Source organism: Streptomyces sp. NBC_01294 (assembly GCF_035917235.1).
In the GTDB taxonomy this organism is placed as follows: Bacteria; Actinomycetota; Actinomycetes; order Streptomycetales; family Streptomycetaceae; genus Streptomyces; species Streptomyces caledonius.
Genome location: NZ_CP108423.1, coordinates 819010 through 842982 on the forward strand (window position 1 = coordinate 819010; position 23973 = coordinate 842982).

At 70.6% G+C, this 23973-nt stretch carries 18 protein-coding genes and 2 pseudogenes; 7 read left to right on the forward strand and 13 right to left on the reverse strand.

The genetic code is table 11. The annotated features are described in order from the left end of the window. Window positions 1–115: 115 nt before the first annotated feature. The 3 genes from OG534_RS04005 to OG534_RS04015 are packed head-to-tail and all read left to right on the forward strand — an operon-like array spanning window position 116 to window position 2993. Window positions 116–1003: a YndJ family protein gene (locus OG534_RS04005; RefSeq protein ID WP_326586676.1), complete on the forward strand. Its 888-nt coding sequence runs from the start codon at window positions 116–118 to the stop codon at window positions 1001–1003. After that, window positions 1000–1533, forward strand: a complete 534-nt coding sequence (locus OG534_RS04010) for a DUF1990 family protein (protein ID WP_326586677.1) — start codon at window positions 1000–1002, stop codon at window positions 1531–1533. The genes OG534_RS04005 and OG534_RS04010 overlap by 4 nt, the downstream gene beginning before the upstream one ends. 20 nt (window positions 1534–1553) lie before the next feature. Next, window positions 1554–2993 carry a lipase maturation factor family protein gene (locus OG534_RS04015; RefSeq protein WP_326586678.1) on the forward strand — a complete coding sequence of 480 codons (1440 nt, stop codon included), beginning with the start codon at window positions 1554–1556 and terminating at the stop codon, window positions 2991–2993. Window positions 2994–3108: 115 nt separating this feature from the next. On the opposite strand, the gene OG534_RS04020 is transcribed toward OG534_RS04015, so the two are convergent. Then, complete coding sequence (locus tag OG534_RS04020; RefSeq protein WP_374777212.1) at window positions 3109–3309, reverse strand: hypothetical protein; 201 nt, start codon at window positions 3307–3309, stop codon at window positions 3109–3111. 309 nt (window positions 3310–3618) lie between these two features. Between OG534_RS04020 and OG534_RS04025 the strand changes: the two genes are divergently transcribed. Next, window positions 3619–4086 (forward strand): hypothetical protein, encoded by a 468-nt coding sequence (locus OG534_RS04025; protein WP_326593455.1) that lies wholly within the window; start codon window positions 3619–3621, stop codon window positions 4084–4086. Window positions 4087–4180: 94 nt separating this feature from the next. Here the strand turns inward: OG534_RS04025 and OG534_RS04030 are convergent, their stop codons facing one another. Further along, on the reverse strand, window positions 4181–5668 hold the full coding sequence (locus OG534_RS04030) for an SDR family NAD(P)-dependent oxidoreductase (RefSeq protein WP_326586679.1): 1488 nt from the start codon (window positions 5666–5668) through the stop codon (window positions 4181–4183). Window positions 5669–5957: 289 nt separating this feature from the next. On the opposite strand from OG534_RS04030, the pseudogene OG534_RS04035 reads away from it, so the two are divergent. Next, a pseudogene (locus tag OG534_RS04035) lies at window positions 5958–6698 on the forward strand (DMT family transporter); the annotation flags it as partial. Between the two features lie 96 nt (window positions 6699–6794). Here the strand turns inward: OG534_RS04035 and OG534_RS04040 are convergent. After that, a complete protein-coding gene (locus tag OG534_RS04040; protein ID WP_326586680.1) occupies window positions 6795–8123 on the reverse strand; it encodes a transglycosylase family protein in 1329 nt (442 codons plus the stop codon). 183 nt (window positions 8124–8306) lie between these two features. Between OG534_RS04040 and gndA the strand changes: the two genes are divergently transcribed. After that, window positions 8307–9752, forward strand: a complete 1446-nt coding sequence (gene gndA, locus OG534_RS04045) for an NADP-dependent phosphogluconate dehydrogenase (RefSeq protein ID WP_326586681.1) — start codon at window positions 8307–8309, stop codon at window positions 9750–9752. A gap of 259 nt (window positions 9753–10011) precedes the next feature. Here the strand turns inward: gndA and OG534_RS04050 are convergent, their stop codons facing one another. From OG534_RS04050 to OG534_RS04075, 6 genes are all read right to left on the reverse strand, one after another. Next, window positions 10012–10665, reverse strand: coding sequence for an arylsulfatase (locus OG534_RS04050; protein ID WP_326586682.1), 654 nt, complete (start codon window positions 10663–10665; stop codon window positions 10012–10014). After that, window positions 10662–11045, reverse strand: coding sequence for a GNAT family N-acetyltransferase (locus OG534_RS04055; protein WP_326586683.1), 384 nt, complete (start codon window positions 11043–11045; stop codon window positions 10662–10664). Before OG534_RS04055 ends, OG534_RS04050 begins: the two co-directional genes overlap by 4 nt. 15 nt (window positions 11046–11060) lie before the next feature. Then, on the reverse strand, window positions 11061–11480 hold the full coding sequence (gene panD, locus OG534_RS04060; RefSeq protein ID WP_326586684.1) for an aspartate 1-decarboxylase: 420 nt from the start codon (window positions 11478–11480) through the stop codon (window positions 11061–11063). 368 nt (window positions 11481–11848) lie between these two features. Next, a complete protein-coding gene (locus tag OG534_RS04065; protein ID WP_442807031.1) occupies window positions 11849–12136 on the reverse strand; it encodes a hypothetical protein in 288 nt (95 codons plus the stop codon). Window positions 12137–12391: 255 nt separating this feature from the next. Then, entirely contained in the window at window positions 12392–14764 is a 2373-nt protein-coding gene (locus OG534_RS04070; RefSeq protein WP_326586685.1) for a non-reducing end alpha-L-arabinofuranosidase family hydrolase, read from the reverse strand. A 487-nt stretch (window positions 14765–15251) separates the two neighbouring features. After that, entirely contained in the window at window positions 15252–16811 is a 1560-nt protein-coding gene (locus OG534_RS04075; RefSeq protein WP_326586686.1) for a sigma-70 family RNA polymerase sigma factor, read from the reverse strand. A gap of 288 nt (window positions 16812–17099) precedes the next feature. On the opposite strand from OG534_RS04075, the gene OG534_RS04080 reads away from it, so the two are divergent. After that, on the forward strand, window positions 17100–19724 hold the full coding sequence (locus OG534_RS04080; RefSeq protein ID WP_326586687.1) for an RICIN domain-containing protein: 2625 nt from the start codon (window positions 17100–17102) through the stop codon (window positions 19722–19724). Between the two features lie 303 nt (window positions 19725–20027). On the opposite strand, the gene OG534_RS04085 is transcribed toward OG534_RS04080, so the two are convergent. The 4 genes and pseudogenes from OG534_RS04085 to araD all read right to left on the reverse strand — a co-directional run bounded on the left by OG534_RS04085 (window position 20028) and on the right by araD (window position 23893). Beyond that, window positions 20028–21512 carry a non-reducing end alpha-L-arabinofuranosidase family hydrolase gene (locus OG534_RS04085; RefSeq protein ID WP_326586689.1) on the reverse strand — a complete coding sequence of 495 codons (1485 nt, stop codon included), beginning with the start codon at window positions 21510–21512 and terminating at the stop codon, window positions 20028–20030. A gap of 366 nt (window positions 21513–21878) precedes the next feature. Next, complete coding sequence (locus tag OG534_RS04090; RefSeq protein ID WP_326586690.1) at window positions 21879–22709, reverse strand: carbohydrate ABC transporter permease; 831 nt, start codon at window positions 22707–22709, stop codon at window positions 21879–21881. Then, window positions 22706–22999, reverse strand: a pseudogene (locus tag OG534_RS04095) (carbohydrate ABC transporter permease); the annotation flags it as partial. The gene OG534_RS04090 and the pseudogene OG534_RS04095, both read right to left, overlap by 4 nt. Before the next feature lie 156 nt (window positions 23000–23155). After that, complete coding sequence (gene araD, locus OG534_RS04100; RefSeq protein WP_326586691.1) at window positions 23156–23893, reverse strand: L-ribulose-5-phosphate 4-epimerase AraD; 738 nt, start codon at window positions 23891–23893, stop codon at window positions 23156–23158. Window positions 23894–23973: the final 80 nt, after the last annotated feature.

Consider the following 23973-nt stretch of genomic DNA (forward strand, 5'->3'; position numbering starts at 1 on the left):
TCGCGAGAGCCGCAACCGGAGCGCGTCTTGAACATGTTCAAGGAACGCCTTAGGATCACCATCGTGAGTTGAACGCGTTCAAGGCGTTCGGCCGCGGCATTGGGGGGAGTCCAGGGTGACGGCACTGGTGAACGTGATCGTCACCCTGGGCATGTTCTGCGTCGTCCCGGCCGGCCTGCGCCTGATCGACCCGGTGGGGCTCCGCCGGACCGCCCGGCTCTGGCCGCTGCTCGCCTCCCCCGGGGCGCTGTGCCTCTGGCTGCCGCGCGGTGGTGCCGCCACGGCGCTCGCCGCGCTGTACGCGGCGGCCTGCCTGACACTGGCGGCGCGTGCCCCGGTCCGGCTGCTGCGCGGCCGCTCCCTCGCCCCGCCCGAGATCGCGGTCGCCACCGCGCTGGTCTCGCCCTCGATCGCCGGGACCGCCCTGGTCGCCGAGCGCGCCGGGTACCGGCTGTTCGGCTTCGACCTCGACATCCTGGCGCTGACCGTGCCGCACTTCCACTTCGCCGGGTTCGCGGCCGCCCTGGTCGCCGGGCTGGTGTGCCGATCCGCCCGGAGCCGAGACCCCGAAGGCCGATCCGCCCGCGGCCGAGGCCTCCGGGACCGGTCCGGCGGCGGGCTGCCGCACTGGGCGGCGTACAGCGTGCCCGCGGGCACCCTGCTCGTGCTCCTCGGCTACTTCGTCGGCGACTGGGCGGAGCTGGTGGGCGCGGTGGTCCTGACCGGCGGGATGTGGGCCGTGGCCCTGCTGACCTGGCGGGACGTCCGGCCCGCCGCCCGGGACCGGGGCACGCGGACGCTGCTCGCGACCTCGGCGGCCGTCCTGGTGGCCACGATGCTGCTCGCCCTGTGGTGGGCGGCCGGCGAGGCCACCGGGATCGCCCACCCCACCCTGACCTGGATGGCCGCCACCCACGGCCTCGGAAACGCCCTCGGATTCGCCCTGTGCTCGGTGCTGGCCTGGCGCCGACTGACCGCAGACCGACAGGAGACCACGCCATGACCCGCCTCATCAGCGCCGGCCGGGACACCGTCAGCTACCCCGACCGGGGCGCGACGGCCCACCGGCCGCTGCCCGCCGGCTACCACCACCTCCACCACCGCACCCGCCTCGGGCACGGCCGGGCCGTCTTCGAGGCCGCCGGCACGGCGGTGACCACCTTCCACGCGCACCGGACCTCGGGCATGCGGGTGCGGGCCGACGCCGGCGCCGCCCGGCCCGGCAGCCGGGTGGTCGTCGGGATCGGCTTCGGCCCGCTGCGGATCGACGCTCCGTGCCAGGTGATCTGGACGGCGTACGAGCCCGCCCGCATCGGTTTCGCCTACGGAACGCTGGCCGGCCACCCCGAGTGCGGGGAGGAGTCCTTCCTCGTGGACATCGACCCGGACGGCACGGTGTGGTTCACGGTGACCGCCTTCAGCCGCCCGAACAGCTGGTACACCCGGCTCGCCGGCCCGGCGGTCCCCTTCCTCCAGCTGCGCTACGCACGATGGCTGGGGCACCACCTGCGCAAACTGGCCTCCGCGCGCTGACCGGTCCGATACTGGAGGCGATGGACTGGTTCACGGCGCCCGGATACTGGCTCGCCCGGCTGGTCTTCCAGCGGGCCCTGGCCGGTGTCTACCTCGTCGCCTTCATCGGGGCCGCCCTGCAGTTCCGGGCCCTGATCGGGGCGCACGGCATGCTGCCCGTGCCGCGCTACGTGCGGTACGTGCCGTTCCGGCGCGCCCCGAGCCTGTTCCAACTGCGCTATTCCGACCGGCTCTTCGCGGGCTGCGCGTGGGCGGGGGCGGGGCTGGCCGCCGCGCTGGCCGCCGGGGCCGGGGACGAGGTGCCGCTCGGCGCGGCCATGGCGATGTGGGCCGTGCTGTGGCTGCTCTACCTCTCCATCGTGAACGTGGGGCAGACCTGGTACTCCTTCGGCTGGGAGTCGCTGCTGCTGGAGGTGGGCTTCCTCGCCGTGTTCCTCGGCAATGCGCGGGCCGGGCCGCCGGTGCTGGTGCTGTGGCTGCTGCGCTGGGTGCTCTTCCGCGTGGAGTTCGGTGCCGGGCTGATCAAGATGCGCGGGGACTCCTGCTGGCGCAGACTGACATGTCTGTACTTCCACCACGAGACGCAGCCGATGGCGGGGCCGCTGAGCTGGTTCTTCCACCATCTGCCGAGACCGCTGCACCGGGTCGAGTGCGCGGCGAACCACGTGACCCAACTGGTTATCCCGGTGCTGTTGTTCACGCCGCAGCCGGTGGCCTCGTACGCCGCCGGGATCATCATCGCGACACAGCTGTGGCTGGTGCTGTCGGGCAATTTCGCCTGGCTGAACTGGCTGACGATCACGCTGGCCGTGTCGGCCGTGGACTTCACCGGGCTCGCGGGCGCTCCCCCGGCGGCCGCCTCGCGGCCGGCTCCGGTGTGGTTCGTTGTCCTGGTCTGTGCGGTGACCGCGCTGGTGCTGTTCCTCAGCCGGCACCCGGTGCTCAACATGATCTCGCGCCGGCAGGTGATGAACCGCTCCTTCGACGCGCTGCACCTGGTCAACACCTACGGGGCCTTCGGCTCGGTCGGCCGGGTCCGTTTCGAGGTGGTGGTGGAGGGCACCGCGGACCGGGTGCCGCGTGCGGACGGCGCCTGGCAGGAGTACGGCTTCAAGGGCAAGCCGGGTGAACTGCGGCGGATTCCGCGCCAGTTCGCCCCGTACCATCTGCGGCTGGACTGGCTGATGTGGTTCGCGGCCATCTCGCCCGGCTATGCGCGGGACTGGTTCGGACCATTCGTGGAGCGGCTGCTCGCGGGCGACCGGGACACGCTGCGGCTGCTGCGCCACAACCCGTTCCCGCACGCGCCGCCCGTCTACGTCCGGGCCCTGCTGTACCGCTACCGCTTCACCACGTGGCGGGAGCTGCGCGAGACGGGAGCCTGGTGGCACCGCACGCTGGTGCGCGAGTACCTCCCGCCGACCCGCCTCGCGGATGCGCGGCTGTCGGAGCCCGAGTAGCGCGGCCCCCGCTGTGGAGACCCCCGCTCCGGCGACCCCCGCTGCGGGGACCCGCCGGTCCGGGCAGCGCCCCCGGTGCGGGTGGCACGGGGGCGCTCGGTACCCGCTGCGCGAATCAGTCGATGCCGGGCAGGATGTGCGATTCCGCCAGGTCGTCCTCGTACCCCGCCAGTCGGATCGGGGCGGATCGTGCCCAGACTTCGAGGCTTCCGAGCTCGTCGGTTCGCGGCTTCGCCCGCGAGCCCGTCCGCTCCAGAAACGTCGGTTCGGGCTTCGTCTTTTCTGTCACCGCGCACTCCTTCGCGTAACCCGGCATGCGGACCGCGTGCCGGCCAAGGGATAAAGGGTTTCCGGACGCGGTGGCGCCTTGGTGGAGCGCGGCCCGGATCGGGGCCGTCTTGATGCCCCAGAGTACACATATGAGCGGACCTCCGCTCGATAGGAAGGTAAAACCCGCTGCGCCCTCTTAGTTTCGTCCCGAGTTCAGCAAGTCGTAGGTCGGCGGGTACGTGACGGATGGTCTGCTCGACCCCGGATGTGCGGGGCGTGACGGAGGAGGTCGGCGGTGGCGAGGTTCCGGGTGCCGGAGGCCGAAGTGCCGTACGTCACAAGCGTGCTGGAGCTGATGGATCTTCTCCATGCCTGCCCCGACGATCACGGTCTGCGGACCGCGGCGCTGCTGCGGCGCTCACACCCCGCCGACAAGGAACTCCAGCTCGCGGGCCTGGTGCACGACCTCGGCCGGCTGCTCCGTCCGAGTGAGCGGGCGGGGCGCGCCCTGCTGGCCGCGGAGGCGGTCCGCCCGCTGCTGGGCGAGCGCGTGGCCCGGCTGGTGCGCCTGCTCGCGCCCGCGGGCGGCTCCGGCGGGGGCCGCGAGGAGGCCTGCGACGACGGCCATGCCGACGCCGACGCGGTGGCCACCCTGCGCCAGGCCGGCGAAGCGGCCGCGGCGTCCGGTCTGGACGCGGGCGTACTGGAGGACTGGCGGCCGCTGCTGGAACTGGTCGCGGCCCGGGCCCACCCGGCGGTGCCCGCCGGGAACGCGATCGACCCCCTCGGTCCGCCGAGGGGGTCGATCGCGGGACTCCCGTAGACACGGGATCCGCAGCGGTCAGGAGGGCCGCGGGTTTCCGGGGCCACCGGGGCCACCGGGGCCACCGGGGCCACCGGGGCCACCGGGTCGCGGGCTACCAGTTCGCGGGGGCGTAGTCCTTCAGGAAGACGCCGAACAGGTCCTCGCCGGCCTCGCCGCGGACGACCGGGTCGTAGACCCGGGCCGCGCCGTCGACCAGGTCGAGCGGGGCGTGGAAGCCCTCCTCGGCCAGGCGCAGCTTGTCGAAGTGCGGGCGCTCGTCCGTGATCCAGCCGGTGTCGACCGAGGTCATCAGGATGCGGTCGGTCTGGAACATCTCCTGGCCGCTGGTCCGCGTCACCATGTTCATGGCCGCCTTGGCGGCATTGGTGTTCGGGTGCCCCGCGCCCTTGTAGCCGCGGCTGAAGACGCCCTCCATCGCCGAGACGTTGACGACGTACGCCCGCCCGCTGGACGCCTTCCGGGCGGCCTCCGCCATGGCCGGCCGAAGTGCGCTGATCAGGATGAACGGCGACGTGTAGTTGCACAGCTGGGTCTCGAGCAGCTCCACCGGGGAGATCTGGTCGATGGTCTGCACCCAGGTGTTGCTGTCGACGACGTCGGGCAGCAGGCCGCCCGCGTCGATGGCGGTACCGGCGAGGTGCCGCTCCAGACTGGCGTTGCCCGCGACCAGGGCGAGGTCGGCCACCTTCTGCGCCTCGAGCCCGCTGACCCCGACGGGCAGCGCCGCCAGGCCGTCGACCGCGCCGGAGTTGAAGGCGCCGATGACGTGGTGGGCGGGGAGCTCACCGGCGGGCAGCGGGGCGGACTCGCCCTCGACCAGCGCCGCGTAGGCGGTGGGCAGGCGGCGCACGGTCTGCGTCGCGTTGTTGATCAGGATGTCGAGCGGACCGGCCGCCGCCACCTGGTCGGCGAGGGCCACGGCCTGGGCCGGGTCGCGCAGGTCGATGCCGACGACCTCCAGGCGGTGCATCCAGTCCGCCGAGTCCTCCATCGCCTTGAAGCGGCGGATGGCGTCCTTGGGGAAGCGCGTGGTGATCGTGGTGTGGGCGCCGTCGCGCAGCAGCCGCAGTGCGATGTACATGCCGATCTTGGCCCGGCCGCCGGTGAGCAGCGCGCGCTTGCCGGTGAGGTCTGCGCGGGCCTCCCGCCTGGCCCGGTTCTCGGCAGCGCACTCCTGGCAGAGCTGGTGGTAGAAGAAGTCGACCTCGACGTACCGCGTCTTGCAGATGTAGCAGGAGCGCGGCCGCTGGAGTATCCCGGCGATCCGGCCGGACTCCGTGACCGAGGAGGGCAGGATGCCCTCGGTCTCGTCGTCGATGCGCTCGGCGGAGCCGGTCGCGGTCGCCTCGGTGACGGCCTTGTCGTTGGCGGTCTTGGCGGCGCGGCGCTCCTGGCGGCGGCGCTGCTTGACCGTGCGGTAGAGGCCGGCGGTGGCGCGGCGCACGGTGATCGCGTCGGGGTGGTCGACGTCGAGCTTGTCCAGCTCGTCGATCACGCTGAGGCAGAGGGCCAGCCGATCGGGGTCGATGCCCGGCCCGTAGGCCTGCCCCTGGTCCTGGCTGTCTTCGGTCACCGTCATGGCCGCTGCGTTCCTTGATCCCTCGTCCGCATCCGCCTGCTGCGGAAGTCCTCAAAAGGGAAACTGTACGGATCGCAGGCGCCCGGAGCCAAACCCGCTTCCGGGGTCCTCACGCACCGCGAGCACGTCGTCGCCGTACGGGGCGGAACGGTGACTCAGGGGCACGGCGGCGGTCGCTTTGCGCATCCGCAAGCACCACGCTGCGTACTCCCGTACTACGCCGGGAGTATGACCGATCACCACCTGTGGGCTGAGGAATAGCGCAGTGGGGTCGGGCATTGTGGAGCGTATGAGTGCACTGGCGCTGTCGGTCCTGCTGTGCCTCGTGTCCGCTTTGGCGTACGCGGGGGGCGCGATCGTGCAGGAACGGGTCGCGGCGAGCACGCCGGACCGCGCCTACGCACCGCTGCGACGGGGCGGCTGGTGGGTGGCGGTGGGACTGAACGCCCTCGGCGCGCTGCTGCACGTCGTGGCACTCGCGTACGGGCCGCTGAGCCTGGTCCAGCCGCTCGGTGCGCTCACCATCGTCTTCGCCCTGCCGATGGCGGCCGTCTTCGTACGGCGCCGGGCGGGCGCGGCAGCCTGGCGCGGTGCGGTGCTGGCCACGGTCGGGCTCGCCGGACTGCTGGCGCTGACCGGCGGGGACGGGCGGGCGGAGCAGGCGCTGGTGGGCGACGAGCGGAGCCTGCTGATCATCGTGACCGGGGCGGCGGTGGCGGTGCTGTTCCTGGCGGCGCACCGGATGCACCGGGCGGTGCTGCGCAGCGTGCTGCTGGCCGCGGCGGCCGGTACGGCCTTCGGCATGGCCTCGGTGTTCACCAAGTCGGTGGCCGAGAGCCTCGGTCCGGGCGCGCTGGAGGGCTTGTGGCCCGATCTGGCGGCGATCGCCGTCCTGGCGTCCGGCGGGCTGCTGCTGTCACAGGCGGCCTACCGGGGCGCCGGGCTGACCGCGCCGCTGGCCACCGTGACGGTGATCAACCCGGTGGTCGCGGCGACGGTCGGCATCTCGCTGTTCGACGAGGGCTTCCGGTACGGGGCGGCGGGCACGACGGCGGCGGTGGCCAGCGCCGCGGTGGCCGCGGCCGGTCTGATCCTGCTCACCGCCGTGCCGTCGCACGTGCGCGGGTCAGATGCGGACCCCGTGACCGCGGAGGTACTTGAGGGGGTCGATGTCGGAGCCGTATCCGGGGCCCGAGCGCATCTCGAAGTGCAGGTGCGGGCCGGTGCTGTTGCCGGTCGAGCCGGAGCGGCCGATCCGCTGGCCTCCGGAGACCTGCTGGCCGGCCTTGATGCCGAGGGCCGAGAGGTGGGCGTACTGGGAGTACTTGCCGTCGGTGTGCCGGATGACGATCTGGTAGCCGTAGGCGCCGGCCCAGCCCGCGGAGACGACCTGGCCGGGTCCGACTGACTTGACGGCGGTGCCGGTCGCCACCGGGAAGTCGACGCCCGTGTGGTAGCCGCTGGACCAGGAGGAACCCGAGACGCGGTACGCGGTGCCGAGGGCGGCGTCGACCGGAGCGGAGAATCCGCCCGCATCCGGCTTCTGCTGCGCTGAGGCGGGCTGCGGCGCGGGCTTCTCCGCCGGTTTCTCGGCGGGCTTTTCGGCCGGTTTCGGCGCCGGCTTCTCGGTGGGCTTCTCCACCGGCTTCTCGGCCTCGGGTGCCACGGGTTTCACCGGGTCGGCGGTCCGCGGCGGCTTCTCGGGGTTCTGCGCGGGCGGCGCGGCCGGCGGCGCCGGTGCGGCGGGCGCGGCGGTGACCCGCAGGGTGAGCCGCTGGCCGGGGAAGATGAGGTTCGGGTTGCCGCCCACGGTGGCCCGGTTGGTCTCGTACAGCGCCTGCCAGCCGCCCTCGACCCGCTGCTCGGTGGCGATCGCGGAGAGCGAGTCGCCGGGCGCCACGACGTACGGGTTCGGCAGGACGGAGGTCCCGGTCGGGCGGGGCTCGGCGCCCTGCGTCGCCGGAGCCGTCTTCACCACCTGGGACGGCACCTGCGCCGTGGGCTGCGTCTGCGCCCTGGGCTGAGTCTGCGCCTTGGGCTTCGACGGGGCCTGCGGGGCGACGGCCGGCGCCGGGCCGCTGCGGGAGAGACCCGCCTTTTTCCCGCAGTTCGGCCAGGCCCCGGGCCCCTGGCCCTTGAGGACCTTCTCCGCGACCGCTATCTGCTGGTCCTTGGTGGCCAGGTCCGCGCGCGGGGCGTAGGCGGTGCCGCCGAAGGCCCGCCAGGTGCTCTGGCTGAACTGGAGGCCGCCGTAGTAGCCGTTGCCGGTGTTGATGCGCCAGTTGTTGGTCGACTCGCAGGTGGCGACCTTGTTCCAGGTGTCCACGGAGGCGGCCTGGGCGACCCCGGCGCCGATGAACGGGAGCGCGATCCCGGCGCCGCCCGCGGTGACGGCCAGCGAGGCCCGGTTGATGCTGCTCGGCTGATACCGGCGGTGCCGGCCCCGTACACCCATGGGAGCCCCCTCCAAGACATCGGGAATCGCACAACGTAACGTCGGGATCATTACATGACAAGGGAGCAACGGGGCGCTCTTCAGCGGAACTTGACAATGTCCCGGCGTGCGCGAGCGCCGCACGCCCGACGGCGGGGTAGCGTCGGGCACAGCCCGCACACCGAAGCACGCAGGAGCGCACAGATGAGCACCAGCACGGCCCAGATCGGCGTCACCGGCCTCGCGGTCATGGGCAGCAACCTGGCCCGCAACTTCGCCCGCAACGGATTCACCGTGGCCGTCCACAACCGCACCGCCGCGAAGACCACGGCACTGGTGGAGGAATTCGGGCACGAGGGCTCCTTCGTGGCGGCCGGGTCGGCGAAGGAGTTCGTCGACGCGCTGGAGCGCCCCCGCCGCATCGTCATCATGGTGAAGGCCGGCGAGCCGACCGATGCCGTGATCCGTGAGTTCGCCCCGCTCCTGGAGGAGGGCGACGTCATCATCGACGGCGGCAACGCGCACTTCGAGGACACCCGGCGCCGCGAGCGGGAGCTGCGCGAGCAGGGCATCCACTTCGTGGGCGTGGGGATCTCCGGCGGGGAGGAGGGCGCGCTGCTCGGCCCGAGCATCATGCCGGGCGGCTCGACGGAGTCGTACGCCTCCCTCGGCCCGCTGCTGGAGAAGATCGCGGCGAAGGCCGCCGACGGCACGCCGTGCACCTCGCACATCGGGCCCGACGGCGCCGGACACTTCGTCAAAATGGTGCACAACGGCATCGAGTACGCCGACATGCAGCTCATCGCCGAGGCCTACCACCTGCTGCGCGAGGTCGCGGGCTACTCCCCCGCGAAGATCGCGGAGACCTTCCGGGACTGGAACCGGGGGCGCCTGGAGTCGTACCTGATCGAGATCACGGCGGAGGTGCTCGCGCACACGGACGCCGCGACCGGCCGCCCGTACGTCGACATCGTGGCCGACGCCGCCGAGCAGAAGGGCACCGGCCGCTGGACGGTGCAGATCGCCCTCGACCTGGGGGTGCCGGTGTCGGGGATCGCCGAGGCCGTCTTCGCCCGCGCGGTCTCCGGGCACGCGGACCTGCGGACGGCCGCACGCGGGCTCGCGGGCCCGACCGCCGCCGCGCTCTCACCGGAGGCGGCGGAGGCCTTCGCGGCCCAGGTGGAGCAGGCGCTGTACGCGTCGAAGATCGTCTCGTACACCCAGGGCTTCCACCAGATCCGGGCCGGGAGCGAGGAGTACGACTGGAACGTGGACCTGGGCGCGGTGGCCGCGCTGTGGCGCGGCGGCTGCATCATCCGGGCCGCGTTCCTGGACCGGATCCGGTCGGCGTACGACGCCCGGCCGGAGCTGCCGAGCCTGCTGGCGGACGCGCACTTCGCCGAGGAGATCGGGGCCGCCCAGGACGGCTGGCGGTCCGTGCTCGTGACGGCGGTGCGCCAGGGCATCCCGGTGCCCGCCTTCGCGGCCTCGCTGGCGTACTACGACGCACTGCGCGCGGAGCGGCTCCCCGCGGCCCTCACCCAGGGGCAGCGGGACTTCTTCGGGGCGCACACCTACCGGCGAACCGACCGCGAGGGCTCGTTCCACACCCTCTGGAGCGGTGACCGCTCCGAGGTGCGGACGGACTGACGCCGCTCAGCTCCAGGGCCCGGGCTGCGGGATCGGCGCGGGCCCCGGCGGCGGCGGTACCGGGTCCGGTTCCGGGACGGGTCCGGGCACGGGCGGCACGGGGCGCGGGATCGGCGCGGGGTCCGGGAACGGGTCGGGCGTCGGAGTCGGATCGGGCTCGGGGACCGGTGGCTGCGTCTCTTCGAGTTTTCGCACCATGTAGGGCACTTTCCCGCGATTTCGCCGGGTACGCCCGGTGCACCCCAACGAGGGTGCGCCCCTACGAGACGGCCGCCAGGGCGAGACCGGCGGCCAGGCCCGCGGCCGGGCTGGCCAGCACGGGGATCCGGGTCGTGACGAGCTCCGCGGCGCCGGCCATGGAGACCTGGGCGAGCACGATGACGTCGGCGTCGGTGACGGCGTCGGCCGCCGCGGCGACACGGGCGAGACAGCCGGCGCCGTCCCCCGCCTCGAAGCACTCCCAGGCCCCGGCGACCAGCTGCGTACGGATCGACACGGGCCGCTCGCCCGCCTCCTCGGCCAGCAGCCGCACGGTCGGGGCGAGGGTCGACTCCAGGGCGGCCAGTACGGCGATCCGCGTACCGGCCGCGGCGCCGCCGGCCGTGCTCACCGCCGCGGCGGCCATCGGCCGGTCCACCCGCAGCACGGGGGTGCCGAGCGCCGGAGCCAGGGACTCCGCGGTCGCCCCGATGGTCGAGCAGGTGACGAGCGCGGGCCCCGGCCCGGCGTCGGCGAGCAGCCGCATCAGGTCCGGGGCCACCGCCCCGGGCCCTTCGGCGCGGGCCCGGTCCAGGAGCTGCGGCGCCACCAGGTGCCGGAGCACCGCGCCCGGGTGGTGCCGGTCGCGCAGCGCGTCGAAGACCGGGACGTGCACGGGCGAGGTGTGCAGCAGGAGCAGGCCGGGCGCCTTCACCAGAGGGCGGGGTCGGAGTCCAGCTGCGCCTTGGCCGCGGCCACGACCCCGGCCGGAGCCGCGGGCGCCCGGTCGGGGTGCCGGGCGGCCCAGCTCGCCGCGTACGGGCAGAGCGGCACCACGGGCACGCCCTCGGCGGCGGCGATCCCGTAGAAGGTCTCCACCAGCCCGCCTGCGATCCCGCGGCCCTCGTGGCCCTGCTCGACCACCGTGTGCACCGCCACCAGGGCGTGGGGGGCCTCGGCGAGCACGAAGTAGGCGATGTAGCCGACCGCCGCCCCGTCCTCGACGGCGAGCAGCCGCCCGGCCTTCCGCTCGTCCCGGAACTCGATCGGCGCGCTCTGGCTCTGGCTCTGATCCTGACCCTGGCTGTGCGGCATGGTCCCCGACTCCCCTCAGACAGCCACCGCGTGGGGGCTGCGCTCCTGGTCCGTACCCGGCACCGGGGCGGAGGGATCCGCACCCAGTTCGACGATCCGGTTGTCGCCGTCCACGTGCACGACGCGGGGCTTCAACGCTCGGGCCTCGGCGTCCTCGACCTGCGCGTAGCTGATGAGGATGACCAGGTCCCCGGGGTGCACCAGATGCGCGGCGGCGCCGTTGATCCCGATGACCCCGGACCCGCGCTCCCCTTCGATGACGTAGGTCTCCAGCCGCGCACCGTTGGTGATGTCCACGATGTGGACGAGCTCCCCGGGCAGCAGGTCCGCCGCGTCCAGCAGATCGGCGTCGACGGTCACGGAGCCGACGTAGTGCAGGTCGGCCTGCGTCACGGTGGCCCGGTGGATCTTGGACTTGAACATTGTCCGAAACATGAAATAACTCCCGATATGTCTGCTCCCTGCCCGCTTCACGCAGGTCAAGGGCGGTCCCGGCAGCCTACAACCGTTCGCAAGTTCGGTCAGCTTTCCCCAGGTCTTCCAGGACTCATGCTGACCGATTGCCGACTTCCCTGATGCACCATCACGCTGCTGGAGTGTCGTGTTCCGGGAGCCCTCTGCTTCGACGGCAGCGTGGGATCAGCGCCTCTGGGCCTGCTGGTCGCGGAGTGCACAGGCGCCGCAGACGGTGCACATACCGGGCTTTCAGTTCCATACCTGGAGCGCGAGCAGCGCAGCACTAGTGACCTGAGTCAGCACGCCTGTCACCGGTGTGCCATGCAGGCGGCGCGAGTCGACCTAATCTACTGCGAGTTGCCGCCGCCGATCTGCCCCTGAAACTCCTCTCCAGCCTGCTTGGCGGCCTTCTCCGATCCGCTTACCCGCCTACTTGGTCGGGCCTTCGGGGCCCGCTTGCCCGTGTTCATCTCGGGCACGGCCTTCCTTACGCGAATGGTCATGGCATCGAGGTCCACGTCCTTCCGCTGCAGCTCGGCCTGCTCCTCCGGACGCATCGGGCCGTGGGCGCCGAGGAAGCCCCTCAGCCGCCATCGGATGCCGATCGCCTCGGCCAGCGCATCGACCTGCGTCACCGTCGCGATCTCCCGCTCCGGAGCAACCTCTTTCCCGGCGCCCTTGACCCGGCGCCGGTGTCCGCGGTGGCGTCGTAGTGCTTCGGTCCGTACCCACGATGAAAGTCCACGAAAGAGAGGAACCCCAGCCGACGCACGGCTGGGGTTCCTCGAGGCGGTGAGTATCGGTCAGCAGGTGGAGTTGCCCGTGCCGTAAACCGCTCGTCTCCGCGCTGGCAGGCCGCCCCGAATCGCGATCACCGTGGATCGGGCAGGTTAGCGCTGCAGGGTGAGGACACCCGGCCGGTACGGCAGTTGGTCGTAGGGGCCGCCCGCGGTGGGGGACTTGCCCTGGTAGAGGAACTGCAGGTTGCAGGGGTCGATGGTCATGGTCTGGTCGGGGTTGTTGCGGACCAGGTCACCGTGGCTGATGTCGTTGGTCCAGGTGGCACCGCTGTTGGCCTTGCCCGCGAAGGGGTTGCTTTCGCCGGCGGCCTGCGGGGTCCACGAACCGCTCAGGCTGGAGGCCGTGAACGAGCGGAAGTAGCGCCCATTCGCACCCTTCGCCTCGACGATCATGAGGTACTGGTTCTGGCCCTGCACCTTGTAGACCTGCGGCGCCTCGAACAGGTTGGCCTCCGTGTCGCTCATGACCGTCGTGTACGACGAGCCGAAGTTGCCCGGGAAGTTCCCGATCGGCATGCTCGCCCGGTAGATCTTGCCGTTGTCACCGGCGAAGAACAGGTACATGTTCTTGTCGTCGGCGATCAGGGTCTGGTCGATCGGGCCGGTGGGGGAGTCGGTGCGGGGGATGCTGCCGGTGAACAGCGGCTGCGGCGCGGACCAGCCGTTGGGGTCGGTGGGGTCGCTCGACGTGCGGTAGATGAAGGGCCACTGACCCCACTGGTACGCGAGGACCCAGATCTTCTTGGGCGCGAAGTAGAACAGCGTGGGCGCCACCGCGGGTTGGCTCATCGCCTTCTGTCCGGCGGACCCCATGTCCGACCAGTTCGTGAAGGGACTGAACGTCATCGAGCCGTACGACGATCCCGACGTGTTCGACGCGTAGACCAGATGCTTGCCGTTGTACACCACGTTGGTGAAGTCCTTCAGCGAGCCCCACCCGTTCGCCGGCTGCGCCAACGCACCCGTCGACGTCCATCGGTACGTCGACGGCAGAGCACACGTGCCGCCCGGCGGCGCGGGCGTTGTCGGGGTCGACGTCCCGGACAGGCCGGTCCACTTCTGGTTGCTGCCGGACCAGCAGGAGTGCAGCTGGATCTTGGTGCGGTTGGCGGTGGCCGCGCCGACGGCGTCGAGGCACAGCCCGGATTGGACGCCGGCGATCGTGCCGTTGGTGTTGATGTTCCACTGCTGGCCGGCGCCGCCGTTGCAGTCCCCGATGGCCACCGCGGTGCCGTTGCCGGTGCCGTTGGCCGTGGCCTCCAGGCACTTGTTGCCGTAGATCATCAGCTGCTTGCCGGAGGTGTAGGTCCAGCGCTGATTGGTCTGTCCGTTGCAGTCCCACAGCTGCGCCTGGGTGCCGTTGACGGTCGTGAAGCCGTTGATGTCGATACAACGACCGGAGGCGACACCCTTGATTGCCCCGGTACCGGTCCCGCCGGTGGTACCGGGGGCGGCCTTGAGGGCGTTCACGACGGCGGTGTAGGCGGCCTTGGGGTTGCCGTTGCTGTCGAACAGCAGGGGGCTTTCGCCGCTGCGCCAGGAGTCGCTGTCACGGATGCCCCATACGGTGATGCCGGTGCACCGGGACACGGACAGGCAGGCCTTGACCGTGTTGGCGTAGTGGGTGGCCGACGCCCGGGCGATGTCCAGCTCGGTGATCTGGACGTCAACGCCCAGGGCGGCGAAGTTGGACAAGGTGGTCTGGAAGCTGGACGGCGGGCCGTCGGTGCCGAAGTGGCTCTGGAACCCGACGCAGTCGATCGGCACGCCGCGGGACTTGAAGTCCTTGACCATGCTGTAGACGCCCTGGGTCTTGGCGTCCGACCAGTTCTCGATGTTGTAGTCGTTGTAGCAGAGCTTGGCCGAGGAGTCGGCCGCCCGGGCGGTGCGGAACGCTTCCTCGATGAAGCCGTTGCCCAGCACGTTCTGGAACACGGAGCTGCGGTGCTGGGTGGAGCCGTCGGCGAACGCCTCGTTGACCACGTCCCAGGCGTAGATCTTGCCCTTGTAGTGGTTCATCAAGGTGGTGATGTGGTTGTTCATCACGCTGCGCAGCGTGTTCGCGTCGCCGATGGAGCTGACCCAGGACGGGAGCTGCGAGTGCCAGACGGGGGTGTGGCCGCGCAGGCGCTGGCCGTGTGCCGTGGCATGGTTGACGATCTTGTCGGCGGGGCCGAAGTTGAAATTGCCGCGGGACGGTTCGATGGCGTCCCACTTCATCTCGTTCTCCGGGGTGATCATGTTGAACTCCCGGTCCGAGATCGCGGTGTACTTCGAGTCGCCGAGCCTCCCGGCGGCCACAGCGGTGCCGAAGTACCTGCCCGACGGGGCCGCCTGCGTACCCAGGTTCGCGGCTCCGGCCGAGCTGGGGAGGAGCGTCACCACACCGGCTACCAGCGCCGTGGCCGACAGTCCTATCGTCAGTGTCCGGCGACGCCGGCCGAGCCGGTGCAGGCCCTTCATGATTCTCCTCGGGGGTCGCGGGTCACCCTGGGTGCCGTGATCGTGCGCGCATCGGCCGGTACGGCCTGATCCGCCGCGGGGTGGGTGCGGTGCAGGACGTGGCGCCGTTCCTGCGTACCGGTCGCCCGGGGTTCGTGGGTGTGTCGCGTCATTGGAGGGGCTTTCTTCAGGGGATACGTCAACGGGGGAAGTCGGTGAACCTGCCACGCCGGCACGTCATGGTGAGCGGCGGGAAGGGCACCCCCCGAAGTGGAGGCCTCCGAACACGCGGTCTCGTAACGGAAAAGTCGCGCCGTCCGGACGATTGCTCAGTGATGCATCTCGCAGGCAAAAAGCGTTATGCCAAGCCCCGCGGTCTGGTCGTCCCTGGGGAAAGGGGCGGCGCAGCACTCGGTTCACTGCCGGGTTGAGAACGGCGTGGTGCAGGATCGTGCAGGATCGTGGTGCAGGATCACCAGCTGTCACTGCGCGACTCGGTCCCACATGCTCAAAGAGCGGTGGCCCAGGCCTTGCGCACGATGAAGGAAGCCTGGCCGGCGAAGGCCCGAGTGCCGTCGGAGCCGTCGAGCCAGATGCCACCGTCGCGGTGGCGGAGGACCGATCCGGGATAGTTGTGCGCATGCAGGGTTACCGACCCGGCGACCGCTCCGGGGTGCGGACAGAAGGTGGCGTCTTCACGGAACAGTTCGCTGCCGTCGTTGGTGCTCAGCCGTAGCCGCAGGTCTCGATGGCGCAGATAGCGGCCGTCGGCGGCGCGGAAGGTGACGCACCGTGTGTCGGCCAGCCCCTGGATGACCACGAAGGTGACCCGCTGCCGCGTCTGCGCGCTGCTGGACGCGGAGACTCGGCCGAGCGTCGCGAAGTCGTCGGCATACGTGAGGTACAGGGAGGGGTCGTCCACGGACTGCAGCGACTGTGCGCCCAGCGGAACAGTGCCTGGGACGGCGGACGGACTCACCGGGGACGGTCCGTCCGACGTGGTGGTGCGCGACGGGACCGGCGTGGGATTGCCGACGGTGGGAGCGGCGATGACGCCGGGCTCCCTATGCGCCGGTTCGGGCCAGGTCGCGTAGGTGGCGGCCCCGGCGATGAGCACCGCGCCGGTGGCGAGGCTCACCAGCGGTTGAGCGGTCACCGCGTGGAGTTTGCCGATCAGCGCGCTGTGCAGACTGCCTCCCGCCGTCGCCGTGCCGACGGCGACGTGTGCCGTGGCCAGCCCGGCGGCGCTCGCGGCCGTACCCGACAGCAGGCCCTTGGCGGCCAGCGCCGCGATGAGTCCGGCCGGGACGGTCAGCGTCGCGAGGCTGAGGAGCAGTAGTTCGGCCGGAACCCGTTCTGTCGTCGTCGCCGTGCAGACCGGGCAGTCGCGTGTGTGCCGCGCGATCCGCTTGCGCCACACCGATGCAGGGAGACCGTCCCAGCCGACGACGGTCTCGTCCAACTGCGGACAGCGCGGGTCGGCCTCCAGCGCGGCGACGATCGTCCGGCTCAGTTCCAGCTGCTCGCGCATGCGTTGCAGGCGTACTCCGACGTGGGGAACAGTGAGCCCCGTCGCGGCGGCGATGTCGTCACGACTCAGCGAGCCGGCGCGTTCCTGCCACCACAGCGACAGCAGCACCCGATGGTCCGGGTCGAGCCACCGGCCGGCTTCGGCAACCTGACGGCGCTCGTCCGACACATGCAGACGCAGGATCGTCACGTCCTCGGGTTCGGCGCCGGCGTCCGGTATCTGGTGTGCCTCGTCGATGACCGTGGTCCGGCCGGCGAAGGTGCGTTGCCGCTGCCAGTGGGTGTTGATCTGGCGGAGCGTGATCGACACCAGCCAGGACCGGAAGCTCTCCGGGGCACGCAGGGCAGGCAGGTCGCGCACCACGCGCAGCAGGGTTTCCTGGACGACGTCGTCGACGTCGGCATGTCCGCTCAGCGCTCGCCTGACGATGTTGTAGAGCAACGGCAGGTACGCGGCGATCAGCTCCTCGCGCGCCCGATCGTCACCGGCCTGCGCCGCGACGACCAGCCCCGCGTGGTCCGCATCCATGAGCCCCATTCCCACCTCCCTCAGGGGAGCGATCCGCCGAGCACGGCGCCACACCCTAGTGTCGGCAAGGGTATGCGGCCAAAGCCTGTGCCTTGGGTCACTGGAACGGCCCGCGCCGAATTGGACGGCCCGGTACCGCGCGTTGATCAACGCCTACCGCACCACGAGGTGACCTGAAAAGAGTTCCCGGCTCAAGGCAACCCTTTGCGGGGCCTGTGACCACAAGGAGTCGGACCCGGCCGTTGCGGTCGCTGGATCCACCATTCCCTCTGGTGGCATGCAAGGAGAACACCCCCCATGAAGAACCCCACGAACGGCGGGCGCCGCGGGCGTCACCGCCGTCGCTGGACCGCGACCGGTCTGCTGCTCGGCGTGCCCGCCGTCCTCGTGCCGTACCTCCTGTTCGTGCAGGAGGACTCGCAGGCCGCGACGGTCGACGGCAATGCCTACTACAGGCTGATTTCCGTACGCAGCGGGAAGGTGATTGACGTCAACGCCTTCTCCACCGCCGACGGCACCCGCATCCAGCAGTGGACCGACCAGAACACCGCCAACCAGCAGTGGAGGCTGAGACCCACCGGGGACGGCTACTACGAGCTGGTGAACCGCAACAGCGGCAAAGTGCTGGGCATAGCGGGCAATTCGACTGCCCAGACGGCCGCCGCCGAGCAGCAGACCGACGGCTCCTCCACCTCCCAGGAGTGGCGGATCGACGATGTGAGTGGTTCCGACGCCGTCACCTTCACCTCCCGCGGGAGCGGCCAGGTCCTGGACGTCTCCGGAGGCTCCACGGCCGACGGCGCGGGAGTCATCCAGTATCCCGGCAAGGGCAGCACCAACCAGCAGTGGAAGCTGGTGAAAACGGCCGGGACCCAGGCGGTCGGGGCCGGACCGTACACGTGGAACAACGCGCAGGTCGTGGGCGGCGGTTACGTCACCGGGCTGGTGTTCAACCCGCGGGAGAAGGGTCTGCTGTACGCGCGCACCGACATGGGCGGCGCCTACCGCTGGGACGTCGCGGCCGAGCAGTGGATCCCGCTGACCGACTGGCTCGGCGAGAAGGACTGGAACCTTCTGGGCATCGATTCGCTGGCCACCGACCCCGTCGACCCCGCGCGGCTCTACCTCGCGACGGGCACCTACACCAACAACTGGGCTGGCAACGGCGCGATCCTGCGCTCCACGGACCGGGGCCGCACCTTCCAGCGCACCGACCTGCCCTTCAAGCTGGGCGCCAACGAGGACGGCCGCGGGGCGGGCGAACGACTGGCGATCAACCCCGCAGAGAACGGCACCCTGCTGCTGGGCACCCGCAAGAACGGCCTGTGGCGCAGCAGCGACCACGGCGTGACATGGAGCCAGGTCTCCTCGTTCCCCGTCAAGGACGGGGCGAGCAGCGGCGCGGGCATTTCCTTCGTGACGTACGGCCCGGCCGGAAGCAAGACGATCTATGTCGGCGTCGCCGACAAGTCCACCTCCCTGTACCGCTCCACCGACGGCGGCAGCACCTGGCAGGCCGTCTCCGGGCAGCCCACCGGCCAGATGCCGCAGCACGGCGTGCTCTCCGGTGACGGCTCGCTGTACCTGACGTACGCCAACACCGTCGGACCCAACGGCGCGACGGCGGGTTCGGTGTGGAAGTACACGCCGGCGGGCGGGGCGTGGAAGAACGTCTCCCCGTCCAGCGGCAGCTACGGGTTCTCCGGTCTGGCCGTCGACCCGCAGAAGCCGTCCACGGTGATGGTCACCACCCTCGACCGCTGGTGGCCCGAGGACGAGCTCTACCGGAGCACCGACGGCGGCACGACCTGGAAGGCGCAGGCCGCGAAGTCGGCGCGGAGCGCCTCCGCCGCTCCTTATGTCGGTACCGGCATCGGGCACTGGATGACTGCCCTAGCCATCGATCCCTTCGACTCCGGGCACGTGCTGTACGGCACCGGCAGCGGCATCTGGCGCAGCAAGGACGCCATCGCCACCGACAGCGGCGGCACCAGCCACTGGACCGCGGGGGCCCGCGGGCTGGAGGAGACCGCGCTGATGGACGTGATCGCCCCGCCCGGCGGCGCCACCGTCATCAGCGCCATGGGCGACCTGGGCGGTTTCCGCCACGACTCCCTTACCAGGGTGCCCGCAGGGCGGCTGGACAATCCGATGATGATCACCAGCACCGACATCGACTTCGCCCAGTCCAACCCCTCGGTGATGGTCCGCGTCGGCCGTGGCGGCGCGCAGGACGGCGCCTACTCCACCGACGGTGGCAGCAGCTGGAACGGCTTCAAGGCAGAGCCGGTGGGCAGCGCCGACAGCGGCCATGTCGCGCTCGCGGCGGACGGCTCCGCCATCGTCTGGACCCAGGCCGGCCAGGCCCCGTATCGCTCGACCGACAAGGGGGCGAGCTGGTCGAAGGCCAGCGGCCTGGGCACCGGCGCCGTGGTCGTCGCCGACCGCTCCTCGGCCAGTACCTTCTACTCACTGACCGGCGGCACGCTCCACGCCAGCACCGACGGCGGCGCGACCTTCACCGCCCGCGCCGCCAACCTGCCCGCCGGCCGGCTCACGGCCGCCCCCGGCATCGCCGGGGACCTGTGGATCGCCGACGGTGCCAGGGGGCTGCTGCACTCCACCGACGGCGGCCGCAGCTTCACCACGCTCCAAACGGTGCAGTCCGCCTCCGCCCTCGGCTTCGGTAAGGCCGCGCCGGGCGGCGCCTACCAGGCCCTGTACCTGATCGGTACCGTCAAGGACGTCACCGGAGTCTTCCGCTCCACCGACAAGGGCGCCACCTGGCTCCGCGTCAACGACGACGCCCACCAGTGGGGCAGCATCGGCGGCGTCGGCGTCATCGCCGGCGACCCCGACACCTACGGCCGCGTCTATGTCGGCACCAACGGACGCGGCCTCCAGTACGGCGACCCGTCCTGACCCCACCGCCCGAGCGGTGCCGCAGGCACACAACGGCCTGCGGCACCGCCATGGCTCAGGGACCTTACGAGGCGTGGTCCGTCCTCCGGTTCCGCACCGGGGCGGACCAGTAGAACTTGCCCTTGCGATAGGCGACGTGGCCGGGCCAGGCGAAGGTGGCCAGACTCATGGACGAGCCTTCGTCGGTCCAGTTGGCCATGTCGCCGTATGAGCGTCGGCCCTTTCGCGTGACTCGGGCGGGCTCGGCCTTCCGCCGAGCCCGCCACGCCGGCTCCATTCCGGAGCCGGACCCGTGTCACGGCGTTAGCGCTGCAGTGTCAGCAGAGCCGGTCGGTAGGGCCATTGTCCGTATTCGCCGCCGGAGTTGGGGTCGCGTCCCTGGTAGAGGAACTGCAGGTTGCAGGGATCGACGGTGAAGGTCTGATCGGCGCTGGTGCGGATCAGTTCGCCATGGCTGATGTCGTTGGTCCAGGTGGCGCCACTGTTGGCCTTGCCGGCGAAGGAGTTGCTCTCGGTCGCGGCCTGGGGTGTCCATGAGCCGTTCAGGCTGGTGGCCGTGAACGAGCGGAAGTAGCGGCCCTGCGAGCCCCTCGCCTCGACGAGCATGAGGTAGCGGTCCTGGCCTTGGAGCTTGTAGACCTGCGGGGCTTCGAACAGGTTGTCCGCCGTATCGCTCATGATCGTCGTGTAGTTCGAGCCGAAACTGCTCGGGAAGTTCCCGATCGGCATACTGGCCCGGTAGATCTTGCCGTTGTCACCGGCGAAGAACAGGTACATGTTCGTGCCGTCAGCGATGAGCGTCTGGTCGATGGGGCCCGTGGTGGAGCCGGTGATGCTTCCGGTGAAGAGCACCTGCTGTGAGGACCAGCCATTGGGGTTGGACGGGTCGCTCGACGTCCGGTAGGAGAAGGCGCTCCCGCCTCCCCACTGGTAGGCGAGCACCCAGATGTTCTTCGGCGCGAAGTAGAAGAGCGTGGGCGCGACAACGGAGTTCGACATCGTGTTCTGGCCGGCCGAGGCCATCTCCGGCCAGTTGGTGAACAGGCCGAAGTTCATCGAACCCCAGCCCGCTCCCGTTCCCGCGGCGCCGTGCGTCGTCGCATAGACGAGATGCTTGCCGTTGTAGGGGGCGACGGTGAAGTCCTTGAGCGAGGCCCACCCGGACTTGGGCTGCGCCAGCGCGCCCGTCGAGGTCCAGCGGTAGCTCGACGGAAGTGCGCACGCGCCGGGGTTGCCGCCGCCGACCTTGACGAGCTGCCACTGCTGGTTGGTGCCGCCCCAGTCGTCGTACTGGACGATGTTCGCGTTGTCGGCGGTGGAGCCGCCTTGCACTTCGAGGGCCTTGTTGCTGTGGCGCGCGATGAGCCTCACGTAGCCGTCCGAGCTGTCGGCCAGCCGCCACTGCTGGTTGGTGGCGTTCACGTCGGCCCACTGGACGATCGAGACCCCGTTCGCCGTGGCCCCGTTCTGAACGTCCAGCACCTTGCCGGAGTGGCGGGACTTGATGCGGTAGTAACCGCCGCCGGAGTCGACGAACTGCCACTGCTGCTGGTTCTGATCGTTCCTGGTCCACTGGGTGATGCGGGCGCCGTCGTTGGTCGCCAGGTTGTAGACGTCCAGGGCCTTGCCGCTGGTGCGGTTGACCAGCACGTACGAGGCGTTGGTGTCGATGATCGGCGCCGCGCCCGCGGGCTGGACACTAAGGAAAGTGGCCAGGAGCAGCAAGGGCGCGAGGACGGCGAGCAGGCGTCGCCTCAGGTGGACCGGGGATGGTTGGCGAAACCACATCAGAAGAGCTCCTTTGGGGGGTGGGGGTGAGGTGACTCCGGCGAACCGCGGAGCGGCCGCGTTGGGGGGGGGCGGGGACGGGATAGGTGTGAAGGCGGCCGCACATGCCGAAGCGTTGGTGCTCCAGGCGTGACACACCTCGCGCTGCTTGGCCGGGCTGAGGCCGCGTGCGCCGTGCAGCAGGTCGGCCCGCTGGAAGGCCATCGAGAAGCCGAATCCGTCTATGGGCTGGAGCTCGGCGCGGAAGTCGATGCCGGGTCGCGCGGGGGCGGCCACAGCCTGCGTTGTTAGCGCTAACAGTATTGCTGTCAATGCGGTCAGGCGATTCATGACGTCTCCCCGGGGGTGGAGGTCACGCGGGACGGGTCAGCCCTTGGTGGCGCCCGCGGTGAGGCCGCCGACCAACTGCCGCTCGGCGACGGCGTAGAAGGCGAGGGCGGGGACCATGGCGAGCACGATGTAGGCGAGGACGAGCGCGTAGTCGGTCGAGTACTGGCCCTGGAACTGCTGGACTCCGACCGGGATCGTCTGCCATTTCGGGTCGTTGAACACCAGCAGCGGCAGGAAGAAGTTGTTCCAGCTCGCGACGATCGCGAGCACCGACACCGTGCCGAGCGCCGGACGCGCCATCGGCAGCAGGATCTTCCAGAAGAAGCGGAACTTGCCGCAGCCGTCCATGATGGCCGCCTCCTCGACCTCCGCTGGGATGGTCCGAAAGAAGCCGCGCAGAATGATGATCGTCATGGGGAGCCCGAAGGCCGCCTGCGGGAGGATCACTCCGAGCGGGTTGTCGAGCAGGTCGAAGTTCCGCAGCAGCAGGAACAGCGGCAGGACGGCCACCGCGAACGGGAACATCAGCCCGATCGTGAACAGCGTGTAGAACAGCTCCCTGCCCCGGAAGGCGTAGCGGGCCAGTACGAACGCCGCCATCGCGGAGACCGCCACCGTGCAGCATGCCGTGCCGACCGCGATGCCCGCGCTGTTGGCGATCTGCCGCCAGAACATTCCGTCGCCGAGGATGCCGGTGTAGTTGCCGGTCTTCCAGTGCTTCGGCAGCCCGAACGGGTTGGTCGTCAGCTCGCCGGTGCTCTTGAACCCGGAGATCACCGCGTAGACCAGCGGCACGACGACGAACGCGCCGATCAGCCAGACCACGGCGTGCAGCGACAGGCCGCGTGCCGTCCTGCGGGCGTTCATCGGCCACCTCCCGAGGTGACGGCCCCGCTCAGGTCACGGCGGAGCACGTAACGCTGGTAGAAGAGGGAGAAGACCAGGCTGATCATGAACAGCACCACGCTGATCGCACTGGCGTAGCCGACCTGGTAGCGCTTGAACCCGAACTGGAACATCGAGATCGCCATCGTCTCGGAGGAGTGGTTGGGCCCGCCCGCGGTCATGACCCAGACGAGGTCGAAGAGCTGGATGGCACCGATGACCGAAAGGAAGACGCTGATCCGGATCGTCGGGCCGAGCAGCGGCAGCGTCATCCGCTGGTCACCCGCGAAGCTCCAGCCGAGGGTCCACCCGGAGATCGCCGAGGTCACGCAAGTTGCCTGAACCGGTAGTTGACCGCCTTATATCCGAGAACAGGCCGACTACCACCACAGCTTCGGCGCACGTTGAACCGGAGACGGTGCGCGGCTTCAGACGCTCGGGGTGTGAGGGACGTTGCCGTAATAGGCGTCCGGTCCGTGCTTACGGGTGAAGTGTCGCTCCAGCAGGTGCTTCGGCGGTTCGGAGGCTTCCCCGAGGCGGGACCCCAGCGCCAGCGTGTGCAGCGCCATCTCCGCCACGGCCTCGCAGACGATGGCGTTCTCCAGCGCAGCCTTCGCGGTGGCACCCCAGGTGAAGGGGCCGTGCCGTGAGACAAGCGCGCCGGGGACCTCGTCGGCCCGCCGGGGGTCGCCGTCGAGCCGGGCTACGATCACCTGTCCGGTGTTGTACTCGTAGTCCCGCGCGCACTGCTCGGCGGTCAGGTCCTCCGTCACGGGGACGGGCCCGTTGAAGGTGTCGGCGTGCGTCGTACCCAGTACGGGGATCGGGCGGCGCGCCTGGGCGAAGGCGACGGCGTGCGTCGAGTGCGTGTGGGTGACGCCGCCGATGGAGGGGAAGGCACGGTAGAGGCACCGATGGGTTTCGGTGTCGGTGGACGGCCTGAGGTGTCCCTCGACGACCCGCCCGTCCTCCAGCGCCACCACCACCAGGTCCTCTTCCGTCAGGTCGGCATAGGAGACCCCGGACGGCTTGATGACGAAGACGCCGGCGCCTCGGTCCACTCCGCTGACGTTTCCCCAGGTGAGGGTGGCCAGACCGGCCTCCGGGATGCGCAGGTTGGCCGCGAGGACCTCACGACGGAGGTCCCCCAGGAAGGTCTCGCTCACTACGCTCTCACCGTCTCTCCGGCATGCGCGGCGGGCTTCTCCGGGACCGGCGTCCGGCAGGCCCCGCGGCCGCGCATGAG